Source organism: Rhizobium sp. ERR 1071 (assembly GCF_007828675.1).
In the GTDB taxonomy this organism is placed as follows: Bacteria; Pseudomonadota; Alphaproteobacteria; order Rhizobiales; family Rhizobiaceae; genus Rhizobium; species Rhizobium dioscoreae.
The window spans coordinates 19,503-44,041 of sequence record NZ_VITM01000011.1 but is presented as its reverse complement, the minus strand read 5'-3'; the positions used below and the strand labels follow the sequence as shown (position 1 = coordinate 44,041).

16 protein-coding genes and 1 pseudogene are annotated in these 24,539 nt (G+C 60.9%); 8 read left to right on the top strand and 9 right to left on the bottom strand.

The annotated features are described in order from the left end of the window. Window positions 1-282 precede the first annotated feature (282 nt). The 4 genes from FBZ99_RS27050 to FBZ99_RS27035 all read right to left on the bottom strand — a co-directional run bounded on the left by FBZ99_RS27050 (window position 283) and on the right by FBZ99_RS27035 (window position 4,326). On the bottom strand, window positions 283-1,164 hold the full coding sequence (locus FBZ99_RS27050) for an ABC transporter permease (RefSeq protein ID WP_145635874.1): 882 nt from the start codon (window positions 1,162-1,164) through the stop codon (window positions 283-285). Between the two features lie 13 nt (window positions 1,165-1,177). Beyond that, window positions 1,178-1,996 (bottom strand): ABC transporter ATP-binding protein, encoded by an 819-nt coding sequence (locus FBZ99_RS27045; protein WP_113249660.1) that lies wholly within the window; start codon window positions 1,994-1,996, stop codon window positions 1,178-1,180. Between the two features lie 109 nt (window positions 1,997-2,105). Then, a complete protein-coding gene (locus tag FBZ99_RS27040) occupies window positions 2,106-3,119 on the bottom strand; it encodes an ABC transporter substrate-binding protein (protein ID WP_069611619.1) in 1,014 nt (337 codons plus the stop codon). 196 nt (window positions 3,120-3,315) lie between these two features. Next, on the bottom strand, window positions 3,316-4,326 hold the full coding sequence (locus FBZ99_RS27035) for an ABC transporter substrate-binding protein (protein ID WP_145635871.1): 1,011 nt from the start codon (window positions 4,324-4,326) through the stop codon (window positions 3,316-3,318). 273 nt (window positions 4,327-4,599) lie between these two features. Here FBZ99_RS27035 and FBZ99_RS27030 point away from each other — a divergent pair, with 273 nt between their 5' ends. The 3 genes from FBZ99_RS27030 (at window position 4,600) to FBZ99_RS27020 (ending at window position 6,227) form a co-directional block, all read left to right on the top strand. Next, complete coding sequence (locus tag FBZ99_RS27030; protein WP_113331586.1) at window positions 4,600-4,908, top strand: hypothetical protein; 309 nt, start codon at window positions 4,600-4,602, stop codon at window positions 4,906-4,908. A 186-nt stretch (window positions 4,909-5,094) separates the two neighbouring features. Continuing rightward, a complete protein-coding gene (locus tag FBZ99_RS27025; protein WP_113331585.1) occupies window positions 5,095-5,553 on the top strand; it encodes a helix-turn-helix domain-containing protein in 459 nt (152 codons plus the stop codon). 434 nt (window positions 5,554-5,987) lie between these two features. Further along, window positions 5,988-6,227 carry a hypothetical protein gene (locus FBZ99_RS27020; RefSeq protein WP_092719326.1) on the top strand — a complete coding sequence of 80 codons (240 nt, stop codon included), beginning with the start codon at window positions 5,988-5,990 and terminating at the stop codon, window positions 6,225-6,227. Window positions 6,228-6,434: 207 nt separating this feature from the next. Here FBZ99_RS27020 and FBZ99_RS27015 read toward each other — a convergent pair whose 3' ends face one another. Beyond that, complete coding sequence (locus FBZ99_RS27015) at window positions 6,435-7,112, bottom strand: TetR/AcrR family transcriptional regulator (protein ID WP_233788632.1); 678 nt, start codon at window positions 7,110-7,112, stop codon at window positions 6,435-6,437. Window positions 7,113-7,213: 101 nt separating this feature from the next. On the opposite strand from FBZ99_RS27015, the gene FBZ99_RS27010 reads away from it, so the two are divergent. From FBZ99_RS27010 to FBZ99_RS26995, 4 genes and pseudogenes are all read left to right on the top strand, one after another. Continuing rightward, window positions 7,214-8,518, top strand: coding sequence for an efflux RND transporter periplasmic adaptor subunit (locus FBZ99_RS27010; RefSeq protein WP_281408413.1), 1,305 nt, complete (start codon window positions 7,214-7,216; stop codon window positions 8,516-8,518). A gap of 9 nt (window positions 8,519-8,527) precedes the next feature. Further along, the gene (locus FBZ99_RS27005) at window positions 8,528-11,671 is read left to right on the top strand and encodes an efflux RND transporter permease subunit (RefSeq protein WP_145635868.1); all 3,144 of its coding nucleotides are present in this window, start codon (window positions 8,528-8,530) and stop codon (window positions 11,669-11,671) included. A gap of 129 nt (window positions 11,672-11,800) precedes the next feature. Beyond that, entirely contained in the window at window positions 11,801-12,046 is a 246-nt protein-coding gene (locus tag FBZ99_RS27000; protein ID WP_113353742.1) for a FitA-like ribbon-helix-helix domain-containing protein, read from the top strand. Next, window positions 12,043-12,469 (top strand): annotated as a pseudogene (locus FBZ99_RS26995) (type II toxin-antitoxin system VapC family toxin). The gene FBZ99_RS27000 and the pseudogene FBZ99_RS26995 overlap by 4 nt, the downstream one beginning before the upstream one ends. Window positions 12,470-12,610: 141 nt before the next feature. On the opposite strand, the gene FBZ99_RS26985 reads toward FBZ99_RS26995, so the two are convergent. From FBZ99_RS26985 to FBZ99_RS26970, 4 genes are all read right to left on the bottom strand, one after another. Continuing rightward, window positions 12,611-15,721: an efflux RND transporter permease subunit gene (locus tag FBZ99_RS26985; RefSeq protein ID WP_145635865.1), complete on the bottom strand. Its 3,111-nt coding sequence runs from the start codon at window positions 15,719-15,721 to the stop codon at window positions 12,611-12,613. Continuing rightward, window positions 15,718-18,837, bottom strand: a complete 3,120-nt coding sequence (locus tag FBZ99_RS26980) for an efflux RND transporter permease subunit (protein WP_113353745.1) — start codon at window positions 18,835-18,837, stop codon at window positions 15,718-15,720. The genes FBZ99_RS26985 and FBZ99_RS26980 overlap by 4 nt, the downstream gene beginning before the upstream one ends. Next, complete coding sequence (locus FBZ99_RS26975) at window positions 18,834-20,342, bottom strand: efflux RND transporter periplasmic adaptor subunit (protein ID WP_113353746.1); 1,509 nt, start codon at window positions 20,340-20,342, stop codon at window positions 18,834-18,836. The genes FBZ99_RS26980 and FBZ99_RS26975 overlap by 4 nt, the downstream gene beginning before the upstream one ends. 214 nt (window positions 20,343-20,556) lie before the next feature. Then, complete coding sequence (locus FBZ99_RS26970) at window positions 20,557-21,666, bottom strand: RHE_PE00001 family protein (RefSeq protein ID WP_113353747.1); 1,110 nt, start codon at window positions 21,664-21,666, stop codon at window positions 20,557-20,559. Between the two features lie 171 nt (window positions 21,667-21,837). Between FBZ99_RS26970 and FBZ99_RS26965 the strand changes: the two genes are divergently transcribed. Beyond that, window positions 21,838-24,345, top strand: a complete 2,508-nt coding sequence (locus tag FBZ99_RS26965; protein WP_113353748.1) for a heavy metal translocating P-type ATPase — start codon at window positions 21,838-21,840, stop codon at window positions 24,343-24,345. Window positions 24,346-24,539 lie beyond the last annotated feature (194 nt).

Sequence of the window (24,539 nt, the reverse complement as noted above, 5' to 3'; positions counted from 1 at the left end):
CGCCGCCGTCCCCTTCTCCCCAGCGGGGAGAAGGTGCCGACAGGCGGATGAGGGGGTGCCTGCCAAGACCACCAAAATCCATGAATTCAAATCGATAACCCCCTCATCCGACCCTTCGGGCCACTTTCTCCCCAAGGGGAGAAGGAGCTTATGGTGCTCGCCCGCCTCCATATGCGATAGCCCTGCCGCGAGCGGGGAGAGAGAGTTCCTACATCGGCACAACAAAAAAGGCCGGGCGAAACGCCCGGCCCCTGGCCTTGGGAGGTGCCAGAAAAGCAACGCTTAATGCGTGTCGAGGCTCTGCTGCGGACGCCAGCGGGTGATGCGGTTTTCGATGAGCGTCATCACATATTCGGCGCCGAGCGTGACGATCATCACCAGGATGATCGCGGCATAGAGGCCGGCTGCGTCATAGGTGCCCTTGGCAATCGAGATCAGGTAGCCGATGCCGGCCAGCGATCCGACGAACTCACCGACGATTGCGCCGATGATGGCAAAGGAGAAGGAGATGTGCAGGCTTGCAAAAATCCAGCTCATCGCCGACGGCAAAATCACCTTGCGGGTGACCTGCCAGTTGGAAGCACCGAGAATGCGGGCATTGGCGATCATGTTGCGGTCGGCTTCGCGAACGCCCTGGAAGGCATTGGCAAACACGACGAAGAACACCATGATGAAGGCGAGCGCCACCTTCGACGCCAGGCCGAGACCCATGATCATCACGAAGATCGGCGCGAGAACGACGCGCGGGATCGAGTTGATCGCCTTGATGTAGATCGAGAGGATATCGGAAGCGAGCTTGTTGCGGCCAAGGGCGACGCCGACGAGAACGCCGGTCACAGAGCCGATGATAAAGCCGATCAGCGCTTCTTCCATGGTGACTCCGAGGTGATACCAGAGCGAGCCGCTCTCGGTGCCGTCGACGACCCACTCCCAGAGGCGCAGCGCGATGCCATAGGGGCTAGAATAGAAAAACGGATCGATCCAGTGCAGATCGGAGGCGAGCTGCCAGAGGCCGAGGATGGCAAGCAAAATGCCGATCTGCCATGCCTTGACGACATACTTGCGACGAGCGAGCGCCTTCAGTGCTGCGGCTTCGATTTCCGCGTCCGAGGTGCCGGCGCGGAAGATCGGGGCATTGCCTGCTTCGAGAGCTGTGTTTGCCATGATCAATCCTCCCTTATGCCGCTTCCGCGGCACGGCGATAGCTGGTTTCGACTTCTTCGCGCAGGTCGTCCCAGATCGTCTTGCAATAGTCGATGAAGTTCTGCTCGTAACGGATTTCCGAGACGACACGCGGGCGCGGCAGGTCGATCGTGTAGACCGATTTCACCGTCGCCGGACCGGCCGTCAGCACATAGACCTTGTCGGCCAGCGCAACGGCTTCTTCGAGATCGTGCGTCACGAAGACGACCGAAGCCTGGCGCTCCGCCCAGAGCTTCAGCAGCTCCTCATGCATGACCGTGCGCGTCTGCACGTCGAGGGCCGAGAAAGGCTCGTCCATCAGCAGGATTTCCGGCTCGTTGATGAAGGTCTGCGCCAGCGAGACGCGCTTGCGCATGCCGCCCGACAGCTGATGCGGATAGTGGTGCAGGAACTTTGAAAGGCCGACGCGGGCGAGCCAATCCTTGGCCATCTTCTCAGCCTCGGCCTTCGACTTGCCGCGGAACAGCGGGCCGGCCATGACGTTTTCGATGACATTCTGCCAGGGAAAGAGCGCATCCGTCTGGAAGGCGAAACCGACGCGCCGGTCGATGCCGTCGACCGGGCCGCCCATCAGGCGGACTTCGCCCGCGCTCGGCTTGGCAAGGCCAGTGACGAGATTGAGCGTCGTCGACTTGCCGCAGCCCGTCGGCCCGACAACCGCGACGAATTCGCCGCGCTCGACGGTCATATTGAAATCGCGCAGTGCGGTCAGCGACTTGCCGGTCGGCGATACGAAACGGCGGCTGACATTGATGAGTTCGATCGCCGGGGTACGGCGTTCATCCTGTTGCATGGTGCTGATCCTGACGCGTGCCTTTAGGGCGTGCACGCAAAGCCCAGTGAACTGCGAAGTCTCTTGGACCGCCGCTTCCGGAAACTGCCGGAAGCGGCGTCATGACTGCTTACTTGACGTTCTTCACGAATTCCGTCGTGTAGGTCTTCGACAGGTCGATCGTCTTGCCCTTGACGTTCTTGGAGAACTGCGAGAGCACGGCGAGAACCGTCTTCGGACCATCTTCCGGCATCACGCCGTCGGCCGTGAACATTTCCTTGCCGGCGTCGAGAGCCTTGATGTAGCCTTCCTTGTCGCCGACGTAGAAGTCCTTCGGCATCTTCTCGGCAATTTCAGCGGCGGAATGCGTATGGATGAAGCGCAGCGTCTTGACGAAGGCGTTCGCAAGCTTCTGCACTTCTTCCTTATGGGCGTCGACCCATGCGGCATCCATATAGAGCGAAGCAGCCGGATAGGTACCGCCGAGCGCTTCCTCGGTACCCTTCAGCGTGCGCAGATCAACGAGGATCTTGGCTTCGCCGGTCTTCAGCAGGCGCGAGATCGTGGGCTCGGTGGTCATGCCCACCTGGATGGCATCCTGCTGCATGGCGGCGATGAAGGTCTGGCCGGCACCGACCGGAACCGGCGTGATGTCAGCCGGGGAGAGGCCCGCCTTCGACGCCATATAGAGCGTCAGGAAGTTGGTGGACGAGCCGAGGCCGGTGACGCCAGCACGCTTGCCCTTCAGGTCGGCGAAGGACTTAATATCCGGATATTTGGCCGAAACCAGCTCGACTTCGCCCGGTGCCTGGCTGAACTGCACGACGGACTTGATGAACTTGCCCTTGGCCTGCAGGTCGACACAGTGATCGTAGAAGCCGACGACGCCCTGAACGGCACCTGCCAGCAGCTGGTTTTCGGCGTCGACGCCGGCGGATTCGTTGAGAAGCTCGACCTCGAGGCCTTCATCCTTGAAGTAGCCGAGGGATTCGGCGAGCTTGGCCGGCAGATAGATCTGCTTTTCGTAGCCGCCCACCATGATGGAAATTTTGTCGGCAGCATTGGCGGCCGTGGCTGCAAGCGAAGCAGCAGTCATGACGAGGGAAAGGGCTACGGTATGAAAAAAGGTGCGCGATGGACGCATCAATGTCTCCTCCTGTTTTATTCTTGCGCCACACGACGCTCTGGAAAGGCGCTTCCTCCACGAAGCTCGGCGAGACTAGCGCGGGCAACCTTTCAGTCAGCTTTCAGTGCGCAACCCTGCGAGGGAACATTGCGATTTTATGAACGCGGACGCCGACGGCTGGACTATACCGCCGGCGCCGGAAACGCTATCGGCGCTATTTAGCGTTCTTGACGAACTCGGTCGTATAGGTTTTCGACAGATCGATCGACTTGCCTTGCACATTCTTCGAGAATTCGGAAAGTACGGCAAGAACGGTTTTCGGGCCATCTTCGGGCATCACGCCATCGGCGGTGAACATGGCCTTACCATTTTCGAGCGCCTTCACATAACCTTCCTTGTCGCCGACATAGAAATCTCTAGGCATCTTGTCGGCGATCTCCGCGGCCGAATGGGTGTTGATGAAATGCAGCGTCTTGACGAAAGCGTTCGCAAGCTTCTGCACCTCCGCCTTGTGATCCTTGACCCACGACTCCTGCATATAGAGGGACGCGGCAGGATAGGTCCCACCCAGAGCGGCTCTTGTTCCGTCCATCGTACGCATATCGATCAAAACCTTGGCCTCGCCGGTCTTCAGGAGACGCGAGACCGTCGGCTCCGTCGTCATGCCGGCCTGAATAGCATCCTGCTGCATGGCAGCGATGAAGGTCTGGCCGGCACCGACCGGAACGGAGGTGAATTCCCCCAGCTTCAAGCCGGCCTTGATGGCCAGATACTGGGTCAGGAAATTGGTCGACGAACCGAGGCCGGTGACGCCCAGGCTCTTGCCCTTGAAATCGGCGGCAGATTTGATTTCCGGATGCTTGGCCGAGACCAGCTCGACTTCGCCCGGCGCCTGGCTGAACTGTACGACGGATTCGACGAATTTGCCCTTGCCCTGAAGATCGATGCAATGGTCGTAGAAGCCGACGACGCCCTGAACGGCGCCCGCCAGCATTTCGTTTTCCGCATCGACGCCTGCAGGCTCATTGAGAAGTTCGACGGTCAGCCCCTGTTCCTTGAAATAGCCAAGCCCTTCGGCAAGCTTGGCCGGCAGATAGATCTGCTTCTCATAGCCGCCCACCATGATGGAAATCTTGTCAGCGGCATTGGCCACAGTGGCAGCAAATCCGGCCGCAGCTATCGCAAGGGAAATCGCGGAATATCTGAGAATGCTGGATGCACGCATGAAGTCCTCCTCTCCATTTGTGTACCGGCGCCGATTGACAACGGCACGGCACGCGCTTCCTCCTGAAGCGGAAAAGACATGCACGCCCAACCTTTCATTGAGCTGAAAGCAACTCGTCGCCCCATTTGGCAATTTACTTCAGGACGGCTGCGACTGCCGGCACCCGAACAGTGTGAAAGCATACAGCCGCACAACGGGAAGCGTCATTGCATCTTGGCATTTCCCGTATCGCGACTATTTTAGATTCAGCGCTTTCGCTGGGAGGAACCATCGATGAGGATCATTGCCGCAGCCCTTATTCTGACGGTGATGGCGATAGCCGGGCCGGCATCGGCAATTTCCCGCTATGAGTCGCTCGGCAAGACTTGCGCATCGGTGCAGCAACTGATTGCCGCCGAACGCGCGGTGATATTACGTTATCCATCGTCCCGTGGCGGCCCCGTTCTCTACGACCGCTATGTGGCTGGCCGCGGGCAATGCGACATCTCCGACTATGCCAGCCGCAGCTACGTGCCGACGAAAGATAACCCGGCCTGTCCTGTCTATAATTGCAAGCCGTCCTCGGTCTTCAATCCGCATTGACGCGAATCAGCTTTTCTGCGGTTTATGCGTGTACGGAGTCACAAAACTTAATATAAAAAGACTTTTAGTTGAGCTCCACCCACATTTAACGCACATTTCGCGGGCAGATAGAGCACGCGCCCTTTGTCGTTAAGGGCCAAAGTATGGTGTAATCCGCCAGCCCTATTTGAATAAGGAGATTGCGCAGTGAGTGCAAAAGTACCGAACCCGATCGATGCCTATGTAGGCTCTCGCGTCCGCACGCGCCGTCTTATGCTTGGCATGAGCCAGGAGCGGCTTGCCGAACAGATCGGCGTGACGTTTCAGCAGGTGCAGAAATACGAAAAGGGCACCAATCGCATCGGCGCCAGCCGACTGCAGGCCATTGCCGGCGTGCTCGCCGTGCCGGTTGCCTTCTTCTTCCAGCAGGACAATTCCCAGCCGCTGAACACCGACGGCCTCGGCGCAATCAACGGGCTGGAGGATCTGTCGGATTTCCTGACGTCCAAAGAGGGCCTGAGCCTCAACAAGGCGTTCATGAAAATCAACGATCCAAGCATTCGCCAGTCCGTGCTGACATTGATCAAATCGCTGGCAAGTACTTCCGATGCGCTGCCGGACCACCTTCCGCGCGCAACGAACGCATCGGTCGGCCTGCGCAACTAAAGCATTTGCGCAAAAGTGCACAGCGCTTTTGCGAGGACGACATGCGCGAGATCAAGGCCCTAAAGCGCAAGGAGCGAATCCGAAGGATCGCGACTCTCTTTGGGTCCTGAACTCTCCCCGAAAATTCCAGTCCGTCTAGCCTGGCATCGGCGCGAAGCGGGCCGCCAAGATTGACATCCAGGCGGCACCAAAATCACGCTGATGGTAGAAGCATAGGCGGATTTTGCGCGCAAATGGTCGACGCGAAGCGCCCTCCTGCTCCTTGCATGCCGTATTTCACGCCTTGAAATTGCAAAAGCAAAATTTTGCAGCAATCACGCATCGTGTCACGCTGCATGTCACGCGCCAAGCTGCAAAACATCCGTTACGGTTTGCTCATGTTTCCGGCCAGACACGATTCGTCTGCCGGGAACGGGGGCAATAGAGGGTACGAAATGACAGCAGCACTTCCGATCGACGCAGCATACCAGGATCCGGACTCGCTCAAGGAACTGGCCTCAATCGCTCGGCTCATCACTTATGCACGGCAGAGCGCCAAAAACCTGAATGCGGAATTCCCGGTCTGGTGCCTGGACTTGGCGCTTGGGGCCGTGCTGCAGGAAATGTATGAAAATGGCTTGCCCAATCCCTTGTTCGAAGAGGGAACGGACACGGCAAACGTGGTGGCACACTGAATTAAAGTAATCCCGGCCTTTGTCGGATACGGAATGATGCCGGTATGGCTCAGCAGGCCATGTCGGCATTTTTCTTCGTGAACCAAGATCGTCGGGGACAGCCGACTGAAAGCATGTCGCGCGGAAGCCTGCAGTGGCTTTGCGACAATGACCTCCATAAAATCAAAACCCCACGCGCAAGAAGCGAATTCAAAAGATCGCGGCGCTTCAGCAGCCACCTTTGCGCGGCTGGACGCCAGCGGTAAAAATCCCGATGCAATGGCGCAAATGGCGCAACCGCGTTTCGCGGTCCGGCCAATCTTTCGGACGGCCCGGCCTGGAGATCATCGCGTCGAAGATCATGCTCATCAGCATGCGCGCTCCGCTTGCCGCATCGGCAATTTCGATCAAGCCGCGCCGCTGCTGCTCGATAAGCCAATCCGCCAGCAACTGCTGTGATTGTCTGGCGCCATAAGTATGTAGCAGCCTGGCGATTTCCGGAGATTGCTGCGACTCACTGATGGCAAGTTGAATGAAGGCGTCCCGTTCGCGCTCCTGATCTTCATCGATGTCGATCATGAATATCAGTTCGAGCGCCTTGTCGAACGGCAAATTCTCGTCTGCAGGCCGCGGCAGGGCCAGCATCGATGCGCGATGCTCGGCGATGATGGCCGCGAAGAGATCGGTCTTGCTCGGAAACAACCTGTAGAGGGTCTGCTTCGAAATCCGGCACCGGGCAGCAACCAGATCCATGGTTGTGCCGCCGTAACCCAGCTCATAGAAGGTTGCGCGCGCCTCCGCGACGATCTCCGCGCGGCGCGCATCGTCGTTCACGGTTTTCGGGCGGCCGCGCGGGCGGCGCTTGGCAACCTGGTCGGCCTTGGCTGCTCGTTCCTTTGTCAGCACACCGTCTTGACCCCAACAGTCGAATACGATTGACATTTGAAGCAGTACAAATATTTTCTGTACGACTTGGTACTATAAATAAGGCAACAGGAAATAGCAACGTGCGAAAGCTCGCCCCTCCCACTTCTGTACCCGCAAATCCGGTGATATCAGCCCGCCTTCCGGTTGGCCGCGGATCGCTGACCGCCGTCGGAATTGTCGCCGCGATGTTGCTGGTGGGCTGCAACCAGCAGAATTCCGCCCAGAGCACTGCTCCCGCCGTCAAAACGGAAGTGAGCGCGATGTCGCTGCATCCGCAATCCGTTGCCATCACCGCCGAACTGCCTGGCCGCACCAGCGCCTACCTCGTCGCCGAAGTGCGGCCGCAGGTTGGCGGCATCATCCGCAGCCGCAACTTCAAGGAGGGCAGCGAGGTCCGGGAAGGCGATGTGCTCTATGAGATCGATCCGTCCTCTTATCAGGCATCGTATGACAGCGCCGCAGCCTCGTTGCAGAAGGCGGAGGGCGCCGTGCCCAGCGCCCAGGCCAAGCTCGACCGCTACAAGGGCCTGAGCGCCCAGAATGCGGTCAGCAAGCAGGATTTCGATGACGCGCAGTCCACGCTCGTCCAGGCACAGGCCGATGTCGCCTCTGCCAAGGCGGCGCTCGAGACAGCTCGCATCAATCTCGATTATACCAAGATGAGAGCGCCGATCTCCGGCCGCGTCGATGCCTCCACCGTTACCGTCGGCGCACTCGTGACTGCCGATCAGACCACGGCACTGACCACCATTCGCCAGCTCGATCCGATCAATGTCGACGTCACGCAGTCGAGCACCAACCTGCTCGAATTCCGCCGCGCCGTCGCCGACGGCCGGCTGAAAACGAGCGGCGACAACGTTTCCGTGCATCTGACGCTTGAGGACGGCAGCCAATACAAGGAAACCGGCAAACTGGAATTTGCCGAATCCTCCGTTGCGGAAACGGTCGGCACCATCACCGTGCGCGCCGTCTTCCCCAATCCGGATCGCATCCTGCTGCCGGGCATGTATGTGCGCGCCACCATTCAGGAAGGCATTGCCGAAAACAGCTTCCTCGTGCCGCAGCGTGCCGTGACCCGCAACACGAAGGGCGAGCCGATCGCCATGTTCGTGACCGCCGAGGGCAAGGTGCAGCAGCGGGTGTTGAAGGTGGAACGCAGCATCGGCAACAGCTGGCTTGTCAACCAGGGCGTTGCCGATGGCGATCGCGTGATCGTCGAAGGCGTCCAGCGTGTTCGCGACGGTCAGGAAGTCACCGTTTCTCCGGTAACGATTGACGATGCGACCGGCGAAGTGAAGCAGGCTGCCGCCGATAGCAAGCCGTCCGCGGAGCAGGCCGGCCTGGAAAAGACCGATATGAAAGCCGCCTCCGGCGTCCAGAAGTGAGGTTAGACGATGTCTCGTTTTTTCATCGACAGGCCGATCTTCGCCTGGGTGATCGCCATCGTCATCATGCTGGCGGGCACACTTTCGATCTTCACGCTGTCGATTTCGCAATATCCGCAGATCGCCCCGACGACAGTCAGCATCAGCGCCACCTATTCCGGGGCTGACGCCGCAACCGTTGAAAACTCGGTGACCAAGGTCATCGAGCAGGGCATGACCGGCATCGACAATCTCGACTACATGACATCGACCTCGACCTCGACGGGTCAGGCCTCGATCTCGTTGACCTTCACCAACAAGGCCGATCCTGACGTCGCGCAGATGCAGGTGCAGAACAAGCTGCAGCTCGTCACCGCCCAGCTGCCGCAGACCGTTCAAAATACCGGCATCACCGTTTCGAAATCGACCTCGAACTTTCTGATGGTCGTCGGCTTCGTGTCGACGGATGGCAAGCTCAACTCGAACGATCTTGCCGATTACGTCTCCAGCACCCTGAACGACACGCTGAAGCGTATCGAAGGCGTCGGCAATACGCAGATCTTCGGTGCCGGCTATGCCATGCGCATCTGGGTGGATCCGGACAAGCTTGCCAAATATCAGCTGATGGTGAGCGACGTAACGAGCGCAATCCAGGCCCAGAACTCGCAGGTCTCGGCTGGCCAGCTGGGTGCCTTGCCGCAGCGCAAGGGCCAGCAGCTCAATGCGACGGTCACCGCAAAGAGCCGCCTGCAGACGCCGCAGCAGTTCGAAAACATCATCCTGAAAAGCCAGTCCGACGGCTCGCTGGTACGCATCAACGATGTCGCCACCGTGGAACTCGGCGCAGACAGCTATACGACGTCGACCACCTATAACGGCCATCCCTCCGCCGGCCTCGCGGTGATGCTCGCCTCCGGCGCCAACGCCATCAATACGGCCGAAGCGGTGCGGACAGCCATCGGCAATATGAGCGAGACCCTGCCGCCGAACGTGGAGATCGTCTATCCCTACGATACGACGCCCTTCGTGAAGCTTTCTATCGAGGACGTGGTCAAGACGCTGTTCGAAGCCATCGTGCTCGTCTTCATCGTCATGTTCGTCTTCCTGCAGAACCTGCGCGCCACGCTGATCCCGACGCTCGCCGTCCCTGTCGTCCTGCTCGGCACCTTCGGCGTGCTGGCGATGTTCGGCTATTCCATCAACACATTGACCATGTTCGGCATGGTGCTGGCGATCGGCCTTCTGGTCGACGACGCCATCGTCGTCGTCGAAAATGTCGAGCGCGTGATGGAGGAAGAGGGGTTGTCGCCGCGCGAGGCGACGATCAAGTCGATGCAGGAAATCACAGGCGCGCTGATCGGCATCGCCACGGTCTTGTCGGCCGTGTTCATCCCGATGGCCTTCTTCTCCGGTTCGGTCGGCATCATCTACCGGCAGTTCTCGGTGACGATCGTCTCGGCGATGGTGCTATCAGTCATCGTCGCGCTTATCCTCACGCCGGCCTTGTGCGCCACCATTCTCAGGCAGCCCAAACATGGTGCGAAGGAAAAGGGCGTGTTCGGCTGGTTCAACCGCAATTTCGAGCGGGGAACGAGAGGATATCAGCGCGGCGTGCACGGCATGATCCGGCTGAGCATCGTCTTCCTGCTGGTGTTCGTCTTGATCGGCGGCGCAGTGGCCGTCCTGTTCAACCGCCTGCCGAGCTCCTTCCTTCCGGAGGAAGACCAGGGCATTTTGCTGACGGCGATCCAGCTGCCTCCAGGCGCCACGGATTCCCGTACCTGGGCGGTGCTCGACCAGGTGAGAGATTACTATCTCAACAACGAGAAGGACTATGTCGAGGGCGCATTCGCGGTCGCCGGATTCGGATTCAGCGGCCAGGGCCAGAATGTCGGCCTCGTCTTCGTCAGGTTGAAGGATTTCGATCAGCGCAAGACACCGCAGTCGAAGGCACAAGCCATCGCCGGTCGCGCCATGGGAGCCTTTTCCAAGATCAAGGACGGTAGCGTCTTCGCGCTGGCACCGCCGGCAATCCCCGGCTTCGGCAGCTCGAGCGGCTTCGATTTCTTCATCAAGGATATCAATGGCGCTGGCCATGATGCACTCATAGCGGCCCGTAATCAGCTGCTTGGGGCAGCCGCACAGAACCATAAGCTGCTCGGAACGCGCCCGAACGGCCAGGAAGACACGCCGCAATATTCCGTGAATATCGATCAGGAAAAGGCAAGCGCACTGAACATCGGCCTTTCGGATATCGACACGACGCTATCGACGGCCTGGGGCGGCACCTACGTCAACGACTTCATCGACCGCGGCCGCGTCAAGAAGGTGTATGTCCAGGCCGACAAGGATTTCCGCATGCAGCCCGAAGACCTGGGCCGCTGGTATGTGCGCAATTCCGGCGGCGACATGGTGCCATTCTCCGCTTTCTCGAGCGGCGAATGGACCTACGGTTCACCGCGTCTGGAGCGCTATAACGGCTCGTCCGCGGTCGAAATCCTCGGCTCCGCGGCGCCTGGCGTCTCCTCGGGCGACGCCATGAACGAGATCGACAAGATCATGGCAAGCCTGCCGCCTGGCTTCAGCCACGAATGGACCAGCCTGTCCGCTCAGGAAAAGCTCTCGGGTAACCAAGCAAGCCAGCTCTACGCGATTTCGATCCTGGTCGTCTTCCTGGCGCTTGCCGCCCTTTATGAGAGCTGGTCGATCCCGCTTGCCGTCATGCTGTCGGTCCCGATCGGCATCTTCGGCGCACTGCTGGCCGCAACCATCTTCGGTCAGTCGAACGACGTCTACTTCAAGGTGGGCCTGCTGACAACAATCGGTCTGGCGGCAAAGAACGCCATCCTGATCGTCGAATTCGCCATCGAGCAGCAGAACCAGGGCAAAAGCCTGATCGACGCAACGCTGGAAGCATCCCGCCAGCGCTTGCGACCGATCCTGATGACCTCGCTTGCCTTCATCCTCGGCGTGCTGCCGCTGGCGGTCGCCAACGGGGCCGGTTCCGGCAGCCAGAATTCGATCGGTATCGGCGTCATGGGCGGCATGATCTCGGCAACCGTACTCGGCATCTTCTTCATCCCGCTGCTCTTCGTCTCCGTCCGCCGTGTCTTCAAGGGCAATGTTCGGTCGACGGCAGCTCCGGAGGCCACCAACCCTGACGTGGCGCATTAAGGCCTCTCCACTCGCTCTCTCTCGAAAGAGAGCGAGTGGAGATCTCGATCAGGCACCGGATGTGTCGTCTTGAATTACCAAATTTGTCATCAATGATTAATGTGCAATCATTGATGACAGGGTATTTCTATGGCCAGTATGACGATCCGCAACATCGACGATCATTTAAAGACCCGGCTCCGCATTCGCGCCGCCGCACACGGGCGATCGATGGAGGATGAGGCGCGAGACATTCTGCGGGCGGCCTTGTTGACGGAAGAAAAGCGTCAGCCCAATTTGGCTGAAACAATCCGTCGTCGCATGGCTGCTAGTGGTGGGGTCCTGCTGGATATGGCTCCCCATGAACCGATCCGCCTGGTCGATCTCGATCCATGATCATTCTCGACACAAATGTCATTTCTGACCTATTGGCACCCATCGCCATCGCCAATGGTTGAAGCGTGGCTGGCCGCTCAGCCTTCTCTTTCCATCTTTACGACGGCAACGACGCAGGCGGAAATCCTTTACGGACTCCGGCTGCTGCCTATGGGCCGACACCGAAGCGAATTGGAAGCTGCTATTCTCCCCATATTCGAAGAGGATTTCGCCGGAAGAGCTTTACCCTTCGATAGCGAAGCCGCAGGAGCTTATTCCTTCATTGCAACATCGCGGCGTCGGGCCGGCAAGCCGATCAGCCAATTCGATGCTCAGATCGCCGCAATTGTAACGTCGCGAGGAGCAACCCTTGCCACCCGCAATGTGTCCGATTTCCTGGACACCGGAATAACTGTCGTCAATCCGTGGGACTATAAGGGCTGATCCGGTCCGTCCATACATCGCTAGAGCCGGATGATTTTAGGTCGAGCCGACCTAAAATCTGAATCTGCTCTGAAATCAACGAAATAGAGCGTTATGCCGTTCGAAATCGCCTCACACTTTTCAGCATCACGCTCTAACCGCTCAAGTTGATTGCGGCGATATTGGCGGTGCCGAAGCTTGCGCCTTCGGCGACCATTTCGCATGCAGCTTGGCAAGCATCAGGTAGATGATCGGCGTGGTATAGAGCGTCAGCACCTGCGACACGACGAGGCCGCCGACGATGGTGATCCCGAGCGGGCGTCGCAGCTCCGAACCGGGGCCGGTGGCGATGATCAGCGGGATGGCGCCCATCAATGCTGCCAGCGTCGTCATCAGGATCGGCCGGAAACGCTTCAGGCACGCCTGATAAATGGCCTCTTCCGAAGACAGGCCGAGTATGCGCTCGCCCTGCAGCGCGAAGTCCACCATCATGATGCCGTTCTTCTTGACGATGCCGATCAGCAGGATGATGCCGATGAAGGCGATGATCGTCAGCTCGGTACCGCTGATCGCAAGCGCCAGCAGCGCGCCGAGGCCGGCGGACGGCAGCGTCGAGATGATCGTCAGCGGATGCGCCAGGCTCTCATAGAGGATGCCGAGGACGATATAGACCGTCAGCAGTGCCGCCAGCAGCAAGAGCGGCTGGCTGCCGGAAGATTGGGTGACGCTCGCCGCATCGCCGGCGAAATCCGCATGCAGCGTGTCGGGCAGGTGCATGTCCAGCACAGCCTTCTGGATGGCATCGTTGGCGACCTGCAGCGGCGTGTTGAGCGCCAGATTGTAGGAGATGGTGACGGAGGGATATTGACCCTGGTGATTGACCACCAGCGGCGCCAGCGTGCGGTCGATCGACGCCACTGCGCTCAACGGCACCTGCGTACCGCCGGAGGCGGGCACGTAGAGCTTCGAAATGTCATGCGGATCGAGCGCATAGTTCGGGTCCGCCTCCAGCACGACGCGATACTGGTTGCGCTGCGTGTAGATCGTCGAGATCTGCCGCTGCGCGAAGGCATTGTTGAGCGCGGAATCGATAGACTGGATGTTGACGCCGAGCTGGGAGGCAAGACTGCGGTCGATATTGACGGTCGCCTGCAGGCCGTTGGGCTGCCTGTCGGTCGCGACATCGGTCAATCCCGGCAGGGCCTGCATCCGCTCCAGCACCTTGGGCGCCCATTCCACCAGCTCATCGTAATTCGCACCCCAGAGCGTGAACTGATACTGCGATTGCGACTGGCGCGCGCCGGCGCGGATATCGCCCGGCGAAAACAGGAAGGTGCTGAGGCCGGGAACGGCCATCAGCTGCTTGCGCAGCCTGTCTATGACCTCGGCTGTTGGCGCACGCTCCGATTCCGGCTTCAGCGAGATGAAAAGCTGGCCACGATTGATGGAGCTGGAAAAGCCGCCACCGCCGACGGAAGAGCCAATACCGGAAACGGCGGGATCCTTCGAAGCGATATCCGCCGCCTGTTGCTGCAGCTTGACCATGGCGGGATAGGAAATATCGGTCGCAGCCTGCGTTCCGCCCTGGATGAAACCGGTATCGTCCTGCGGAATGAAGCCCTTCGGAACCTTGACGTAGAGATAGCCCGACATGACCACGCAAGCGATGATGACGACCACGGAAAGGAAACGGTGGTGCAGCACCGCCCGTAGCGTCCGGCCATAAAAGCCGGTAATCGCACCCAGTGTGCCCTCGACGATGCGGCCGAACAGGCCAGGCCGGGCATCGATATCGTGCTGGCGCAGGCGATGGCCGCAGATCATCGGCGTCAGCGTCAGGGACACGAGCGTCGAAACGACGATGGTAAAGCCGAGCGTCAGCGAGAAGGTCTGGAAGAAGCGACCGACGATGCCGCCCATGAAGAATAGTGGAATGAAGGCGGCAAGCAGCGACAGGCTGATGGAAATGACGGTAAAGCCGATCTGCTTGGCGCCTTCGAGCGCTGCCCGCATCGGCTTCATGCCCGTTTCCAGATTGGCATAGATATTCTCGATCATGACGATGGCATCATCGACGACGAAGCCGACGGATACGGCAAGCGCCATCAGCGAGAGATTGTCGATCGACAGCCCGAAGAGCCACATCGCGGCAAAAGTGCCGGCGAGCGATAGCGGCACAGTGACGCCGGCAGCGACTGTGGGGGTAGTGCGCCGCAGGAACACGAAGACGACGGCCATGACCAGACAAATGGTGGCAAGCAGCGTCCACTGCATGTCGTTGACGCTGGCATGGATCGTCGTCGTGCGATCGGAAAGGATCGAGATATTCACACCGGCGGGAATGAGCCGCTGCAGTTCGGGGATCAGCTGCTTGACGCCATCGACGGTGGCGATGACGTTCGCATCCGCCTGCTTGGTGATGTTGAGCAGCACGGCTGGCTTGCCGTCATACCAGGCATCCGAGCGGCTGTTGCGCACCCCAGGCTCGACAGTGGCGATGTCGGAGAGGCGAACGGCGGTGCCATCCCCGCTCTGTACGATGATCCGTCCGTAGGCTTCCGGCGTCTTCAACTGGCTGTTGACGGCAACGGAGAAAGCGCCGCCGGCACCGTCGATCGAACCGAAAGGCCCGAGCACGTTGGCGTTGACGATCGCCGTGCGAACGGCATCGAGCGACAGGCCCATCGCCGAAAGCCGGTCCGGATCCAGCCGGACGCGGATGGCGGGTTGATCGGCGCCGCTCACGGTCACCCCGCCGACGCCATCGACCTGCGAGATGCGCTGCACCACAACTGTATCCGCCGCATCATAAATAGCGCTCGGAGAGACATTGTCTGAGGTCAGCGCCAGGATGAGAACCGGGGCCGCCGCCGGATTGATCTTGCGGAAGGACGGGAGAGTGGGCAGATCGCCGGGCAGGTCCGTCGCAGCCGCGTTCAACGCCGCCTGCACATCCTGCGCCGCACCATCCACGCTACGCGAGAGATCGAACTGGACGATGATCGTACTCGAGCCGAGCGAGCTGACGGACGTCAATTGCGTAACGCCGGCAATGGTCCCGAGATGACGCTCCAGTGGGGCGGCCACGCTCGCCGCCATACTGGCCGGATCGGCCCCTGGGCGGCTTGAGGAAACGACGATTGTCGGCAGATCGACGGTCGGCAGGCTCGCGACTGGCAGGAAGCGATAGGCAACGATGCCGAGGATCATCAGCCCGATCGCCAGAAGCGTCGTCCCGACAGGGCGTTTGATAAACGGCTCGGAGATGTTCATCTCTCGCCACCCGCCAATTCGTTCATCTCGGCGCTCGGCATGCCACTAGTGCGGCCGACGATCTTGGCGCGCAGGCGCTCGAAGGCGAGATAGATCACCGGCGTCGTATAGAGCGTCAGGAGTTGTGACAACACGAGACCGCCGATGATGGTGATGCCAAGCGGAATACGCAGCTCGGCGCCCGTGCCCTGCGCCAGTGCCAGCGGCAGCGCGCCGAAGAGTGCTGCGAGCGTGGTCATCATGATCGGCCGGAAACGCAGGATCGAGGCTTTCAGAATGGCCTCGCGCGGCTCCAGGCCTTCCTTGCGCTCCGCCTCCAACGCGAAGTCGATCATCATGATCGCATTCTTCTTGACGATACCCATCAGGAGCACGATGCCGATGAGCGCGATAATCGACAGATCCTGCCCGAACAGCATCAACGCCAGCAGCGCGCCGACACCGGCCGAAGGCAGTGTCGACAGGATCGTCACCGGATGCACGGCACTCTCATAGAGCAGGCCGAGCACGATATAGATCGTCACGACTGCCGCCAGGATCAGCCAGGGTTCACCCGCGAGCGAGGATGCAAACTCTTCGGCATCGCCGGAATATTTGCGCTGGATATTATCGGGCATGCCGACATCCAGCTCCGCCGCCTTGATCTCGGCGACGGCATCGCTGAGCGACGCCCCCTTGGCGAGATCGAAGCTGAGCGTCACGGCCGGGAACTGCTCATCATGGCTGATGACCAGCGGCGCGGTCGTGAAACTCGCCGTCGTGAAGGCGTTGAGCGGCACCTGCGTGTCGCTGGCGCCGGCGACATAGAGTTTGTCGAGAGATTTCGGATCCGACTGATATAGCGGTGCCGCCTCCAGGATGACGCGATACTGGTTGGCCTGGCCGTAGATCGTCGCGATCTGCCGCTGGCCGAAGGCATCATTCAAAGTATCGCTGACAGCCTGCATCGATACACCGAGCCGCGAAGCAGTCTCGCGATTGACATCGACGAAGATACGCCCGCCGCCCATCTCCACTTCGGAGGCGACATCCGTCAGCTTCGGGCTTTCCTGCAGCCGCTGGACAAGCTTCTGCGCCCAGTCGACCACCGTATTCGTGTCCGTGCCCGTAAGGGTATATTGGTAGGGCGCACGGCTGGCCCTGGTGCTGATCGAGATGTCGCGCACGCTCTGGAAGGTGACGTGGATGCCGGGCAAGCCCGTCACCTCGCCGCGCATCCTCTCGATGATCTTATCGGCGGACGCGTTACGCTCACTCCGCGGCTTCAGCACGAGACTGAGATTGCCGGTGTTGAGCGTCAGATTGCTCGCGCTGGCGCCTATGACGGCAACGACGCCGGCAACATCCGGATCCTTGCGCAGCCGGTCGGTCACATCAGCCTGGATCTGCTTCATGATTTCGAAGGAGGTCGTCGGCTCGGCTTCGATGACGGCGGTGATGAGGCCCGTGTCCTGCGCCGGCAGAAAGCCCTTGGGGATGACGACATAAAGCGCGATCGTCGCAGCCAGCGTCACCACCGTCATCAGCAGCATGAGAGGGCTGCGATCCACGGCCCAGACAAGGCTGCGCCGATAGCCTTCAACCATCCAGTCGGTGAAACGGTCGGCACCGGCCAGAAAGCCGCCCTGATGCTCTTTCGGCTTGCGCAAGATACGCGCGCACATCATCGGCGTGAGCGTCAGCGAGACCACGGCCGACACGACGACGGCAATGGTGAGCGTCAGTGCGAATTCGCGGAACATGCGGCCGACAATGCCAGTCATGAACAGCAGTGGAATGAAGACCGCAACCAGCGAGACGGTCAGCGAAATGATCGTGAAGCCGATTTCGCCGGCACCCTTCAGCGCCGCCTGCATCGGATTTTCGCCCTCTTCGATATGGCGCGCGATGTTCTCGATCATCACGATGGCGTCGTCGACGACGAAGCCGGTGCCGATCGTCAGTGCCATCAGCGAGAGATTGTCGAGACTGAAGCCGGCGAACCACATGACGCCGAAAGTGGCAATCAGCGACAGCGGCAGCGCGACGCCAGCAATGAAGGTCGCCGTCATCGTCCGCAGGAAGAGCAGGACGACGAGGATGACAAGACCGATGCTGATAACCAGCGTCCATTGCACATCATGGATCGAAGCGCGGATGGTCTCGGTGCGATCATTGACGATATCAAGGGAGACGCCGGCCGGCATCGCCTGCTTCAGCTTTGGGATCTGCTTCAGCACATTCTCGACCGTCTGGATGACGTTGGCGCCCGGCTGACGCATGATATCGAGAATGACGGCGGGCTGGCCCTGATACCAGGCGCCGACGCGGTTGTTTTCCAGTCCTTCGACGACGGTTGCGACGTCCTTCAATTGCACCGGCGCGCTGTTGCGGTAGGCAACGATGACCGATTTATAGACGTTCGGATCGACGATCTGGTCGTTGGCGGCAAGCGTGAAGCTTTGCTGCGTGCCGTCGAGCGAACCCTTCGCACCGGCAACGCTGGCATTGGTGATCGCCGTACGGATGTCCTCCAGGGCAAGTCCATAGGAGGCAAGACGCGGCAGATCCGCCTGGATGCGGATGGCAGGCTTGACGCCACCCTGGATATTGACGTCGCCGACCCCCGACACTTCGCTCAGGCGCTGCGCCATCATGGTATCGGCAAAATCGCTGAGCTCGCGGATCGAATAGCTGTTGGAGCGCAGAGCCAGCGTCACGATCGGCGTATCGGCGGGGTTCACCTTCGAATAGGTCGGCGGATAGGGAAGCGTGCGCGGCAAGGTCGATCCGGCAGCATTGATGGCCGCCTGAACATCCTGCGCCGCGCCATCGATATCGCGGCCGAGATCGAACTGGAGCGTGATCTGGCTGATGCCAAAGGCGCTCGACGAGGTCATCGAAGCTAGCGACGGGATTTGGCCGAGCGGCCGCTCCAGCGGCGCCGTCACAAGCGCCGCCATCGTATCGGGATCGGCACCCGGAAGCTGCGTCGTCACTTGGATCGTCGGAAAATCCACCTGCGGCAACGGCGCGACCGGCAGGAAGAGAAAACCGAGAATGCCGCCCAAGAGCACCGCCACCCCGAGGAGCGAGGTGGCGATCGGTCGGGAGATGAAGAGCGACGAGACGTTCATTGTTGCTGCGTCGGCGTAGCCGAGGAATTGTTGGAGGCCGAGCCGCCGCCCGTATCCGCACCCTGTTCGCCAGCGGCGGCTGACTGACCATCCTGGCCGCGATGGCCATTATGACCGCCGGCACCGCCCTGCCCTTGGCCGCCTTGACCACCCTGGCCGTTGTGGCGGCGATGCGGACGTTCGCTCGCATTTGCGGTGCCTGAAGCAGCATTCTGTTGGTCGTTCTCTGCAACAGGCTGCCCGTTATTGTCGGTTGACGGAACAGCCGGCGACGCCTGATCCGGATTGGCCGAAATCTGCACCTTCGACCCATTCTGAAGCCGCGCGAAACCGGTCGTCACCACCTTGTCACCGAGCGTCACGCCATCGGCGATGACCGCAAGCGTATCGTCCTGCTGGCGCACCTTCACCGGCTTCATCGCAACAGTCTGGTCCTGGCCGATGATATAGACGAAGGTTCCGTTCGGGCCACGCTGCACGGCGCCGCTCGGAATGACGGTAACGCCCTTCAGCGTCTCCACAAGCAGGCGGGCATTGACGAAGGCACCGGGCCACAACGCCAGCTTGTCGTTGGGGAAATTCGCCTTCAGCTTGACCGTGCCGGTGGTGGGATCGACCTGATTGTCGACCACTCCAAGCGAACCATTGTCGACTACCGTCTCGCCATCGTTGCCCAAAGCCTGAACGGAAAGCGTTCCGGCCGCACTGGCCGCATTGACGCGGGCAAGCTGTTGCTGCGGAATGGAAAACAGCACGGAGATCGGCTTGATCTGCGAGAGCGTTACGATGCCGGTCGCATCGGACGAGCTGACGAGATTGCCGACATCGACGTTGCGGATGCCGGTGCGCCCATCGAAGGCTGCCCTGATCGTCGTATAATCGAGCGTTGCTTGCGCACTCTCGATAGCAGCCACATCCGCCTGGACCTGTGCGGTATATTGGGCCACCAGCGAAGTCTGCGTATCGACCTGTTGCTGCGTACCGGATGCGCTCTTCACCATCATCTGGTAGCGGGCTAGATCGCGCTGGGCACCCGCGAGCAAAGCTTCGTCCTGCGCCTTCTTGGCGATTGCCTGATCGAGCTGTGCCCTATAGACGGAATCGTCGATGCGGGCGATGACGTCGCCCTTCTTGATGTCCTGGCCCTCGACGAAATTGATTTCGACAATTCGTCCGCTGACCTGCGGGCGCACTGTCACTGTATTCAGCGCCTTCACCGACCCAACGCCGTTGATGTAGACGGGGACATCGGCGGTCGTCGCATCGGCAGCAAGTACGGGAACCGGTCCGCCGAACTGCGACATGCCGCGCCGTCTGCCGCTGCCGCCGCCCTGCCCCTGGCCGCCGCGGCGCTCACCTTGGGCTTGCTCGCCTGGCGCAGCCGCGCTCTGATAGCCGAGCAGCTTCTCTGCCGGCCCAAGCCAACGATCGCGGATCGCATAGGCGCCGTACCCAACCACGCCAATCACAGCCAACCACACGACGACCCGAAACGTCCGAGCCATTCACGCACCTTCCTTCAAAGCTCGGGGTGATCGACGATCCCCCGATATTCATGGCGCGACCTTAGCTTGCATCGCGCCGCTTAGGAATTTGGTATGGCCATTAAATTTTGTCCATTTTAGCGCCACTTAGCGTAACAAACTGTAACATTGGACGAAAAACTAGGGTTGTGGTTGCAAGGTGGATGCGTCTACCCGCACAAGCCGCTGCAGCGCCTCAAAGCACGCCCCAGCCACGGTAGCGACCACGGCCTGTCATCTCGCGCAGGCCGAGTTCGGCCACCAGATTGAGCGCACCTCTGGAGGTGACGCCGACATGACGCGCGATCATCTTCGCCGAAACGATGGGCCGCGACAGCACGATATCGATGACTTCGGGCAAGCTGCTGTTGGACCGCCGATCCTTGAGCCGGAGCTCCATCTGCAGCCGGGCAAGCGAAAGGCGATCGAGCTCCTTCAGACCTGAATCGGCCGAAAGTGCCATGGCTTCGAGAAAGGCTGTCAGCCGCGTGGTGCGATCTGGCGCACGCCGGCGGTCGTGACGGACGGCTTTCAGGCCGACATTCAGGCAAAAGAGATGGGATGTGACCTTGCCCCGGCTGCGCAGATAGGCGCTGACCAGCAAGCCGCCGAGCCAATGCTGCCGCCGCAGTGGCTCTATTCGCTCCCAGGCATCGAAAAGCACCGCCGCGCCGAGAGCGGGCGGCAGCAGATCCGCCTCGCGAATGACAGCGCGCCAGCTCTCCAGCCGCTCATCCTCATCCCAATCCTCATCACGGATGAGTGCAAGGGGATCGTCAACGTCAACGGTCGGCTGCCGAGCTTCCGGAACGCCGCCATTCAGGATCTTGTCGGATCGGGCGAGGATCGCGTCGATCTCGGCGAAATCAACGCCGAAATCGTCTTCCCCATCCACCGGCTCGTCCGGCTCCATGGCCGGGGCAGGCGTCGAACGCGGCGCAATGATGTCTTCGGTTTCGCCGACGTCACCGCGCAGGACGGCAAGACCCGCCGCCTCCAGGCCCCAGGAAGGATCGGCGGTCCAAAGGCGGCGCCTGCTACGCAGCACCGCATGGGCGATGGTCAACTCGTGCGTCGGTGTGCGCGTATCCATGCGCGCATCATGCAGGACGAGATCCTCCACATGCACGAGTTCGCCGCCGACCCAGAGCGCACCAGCGGCATCGAAAAAGTGCCCCCGCTCGCGAAAACCATCCGCCACCGCATGCCTCAAGACACGCTCATCCAGCCGCGCCAACATATCCTCCGCCTTGACGATGGCAGGCAGAAGCGTGGCAAGTTGCAGCGTGGTCAGATCATATCGCATTGGAATCACATCATTGCATCGATCTAACGGAACTTATCATCGCCGTCCGCGGCGAGATAGGAAGGCAACCCTGTGAACTGTGGATGGCAATCACTATTTTCCGTCTTGACCTTCCAGCGATGGGAAGGTTCATAAGGCTTTCCGACGCCCTTTCGGGCAAAGGAGTAAGACATGGCACAGCACAACGAGCACGATCACGGCCATCATGGCCACGGTCATCACCATCATCATGATGCCGACATTCAGGATGTGGTGATCCGCGATCCCGTCTGCGGCATGACCGTCGATCCCGATGCTGGCAAGCCATCGCTGGATTATCGCGGCCGTACTTTCCACTTCTGCAGTGACGGCTGCCGTACAAAGTTCCAGGCTGCACCGGAAAACTACCTCACGGCGAAAGACCCGGTCTGCGGCATGCCGGTGGACCGTGCCACCGCCCGCCACTTCCTAAAGCACGAGGGCGAAAAATTCTATTTCTGCTCGGCCAGTTGCAAGGCAAAGTTCGAGGCAAATCCAGCCTCCTATCTCGACGGTAACAAACCGGCGCCAAAGCCGGTGCCGAAGGGCACGCTCTATACCTGCCCGATGCACCCCGAGGTCATCAGCGACCATCCCGGCGACTGCCCGAAATGCGGCATGGCGCTGGAGCCGATGGGTGTTCCCGCCGCCGATCACGGCCCGAACCCGGAGCTTGCCGATTTCACTCGCCGGTTCTGGATCAGCGCCGCCCTATCACTGCCGCTGCTTGTTATCAGCATGGGTCCGATGATCGGCTTGCCCATTCGCGACTGGATCGGCGAACCTCTTGCCACATGGGTCGAACTTCTGCTCGCGACGCCGGTCGTGCTTTGGGCGGCGCTGCCCTTCTTCCGCCGCGCCTGGAATTCGCTCGTCAATCGCAGCCCCAATATGTGGACGCTGATCGGTCTCGGCGTCGGCACCGCCTATCTCTATAGCGTCATCGCCACGCTCGCCCCCGGCCTGTTTCCCATGAGCTTCCGAGGCCATGGTGAGAGCGTCCCCGTCTATTTCGAGGCGGCTTCCGTCATCGTCGCATTGGTCTTCGTCGGCCAGGTACTCGAGCTGAAGGCCCGCGAACGCACCGGCTCGGCCATTCGCGCGCTTCTCGATCTCGCCCCGAAAACAGCACGGCGCATCGGCGCCGATGGCAGCGAAACCGATGTGCCTGTCGACGAAATCCAGGCCGGCGACCGGCTACGCGTGCGCCCCGGCGAGCGCGTCCCTGTGGATGGCTCCGTCATCGAAGGGCAATCAACTGTCGACGAATCGATGATTACGGGCGAACCTCTGCCAGTCGAAAAGGCCACGGGCGACGCCGTGACCGGCGGCACCATCAACAGGAACGGCGGACTCATCATGCAAGCCGAAAAGGTCGGCGCCGAGACCACCCTCTCGCGCATCGTCGAGCTTGTCGCCAAGGCGCAGCGCTCGCGCGCGCCGATCCAGACGATGGTCGATCGCGTCTCCGCCGTTTTCGTGCCGGCTGTGGTCGCGGCCGCCATTATCGCCTTCGCCGTCTGGGCCTTTGTCGGGCCGGAGCCGAGGCTGGCGCATGCGCTGCTTGCCGCCGTCGCCGTGCTGATCATCGCCTGCCCCTGTGCGCTGGGGCTGGCAACGCCTATGTCGATCATGATCGCCACGGGCCGAGGCGCACATGAGGGCGTACTCGTGCGCGATGCCGAGGCGCTGGAACGCTTCGCCAAGGTGGACACGCTGATCGTCGACAAGACAGGCACGCTGACCGAGGGCAAGCCGAATCTGACCGACATCGTCCCCGCGACAGGCACAGACGAGGCCCGCCTGCTCTCGCTTGCTGCCAGCCTGGAGCGCGGCTCAGAACACCCGCTTGCCGAAGCGATCGTCGCCGGCGCCGAGGAGCGCAAGGCGCGATTCGTCGAGATCTCCGGCTTTGCGGCGGTGACAGGCAAAGGCGTCGAGGGCCACACCGGCGAAGCCGCGATCGCCCTCGGCAACGCGGCGATGATGTCCGATCTTGGCGTCTCGATCGAGGCCTTGAAGGCCGAGACGGAGCGCTTGCGCGGCGAAGGCAAGACCGTCATGTTCGTCGCCATCGACAGGAAGCTTGCCGGCCTCGTCGCCGTCGCCGACCGGATCAAGCCGACCACGGCCGCCGCCATCAAGGCGCTGCATGAGAGCGGCCTGACCATCGTCATGGCAACCGGCGACAACGGCAAGACCGCCGCTGCCGTCGCGAAGCAGCTCGGCATCGACGAAGTACGCGCCGACATGCTGCCGGAAGGCAAGAAGGCACTGATCGACGAACTACGCGCCAAAGGCCGCATCGTTGCCATGGCCGGCGACGGCGTCAACGACGCTCCCGCGCTTGCATCAGCCGATGTTGGCATCGCCATGGGCACGGGCGCCGACGTCGCCATGGAAAGCGCCGGCATCACGCTGGTGAAGGGCGATCTCAACGGCATCGTGCGGGCGCGCCACCTCTCGGAAGCGACCATCCGCAACATCAAGCAGAACCTTGCCTTCGCCTTTGGCTACAATGCGCTCGGCGTGCCGCTCGCAGCCGGCGTGCTCTATCCGGTCTTCGGCCTGCTTCTGTCGCCGATGATCGCTGCAGCGGCGATGAGCCTGTCCTCGGTCTCGGTGATCGCCAACGCACTCCGGCTGCGGTTGGTGAAATGAGGACATCGACCGCGTTTGTTCGCCTTCTCCGCACCCACGCGGCCCCTCACTCCTGCCCTCTCCCCGCCAGCGGGGAGAGGGGGCTTTGATCTAATAGCCTACGATCTGCCTGCAAATTCGCCGTCTGGCGCGGTCGTCCCTTCTCCCCGCCAAGCGGGGAGAGGGCTAGGATGAGGGGCATACTCGCAGGCGCG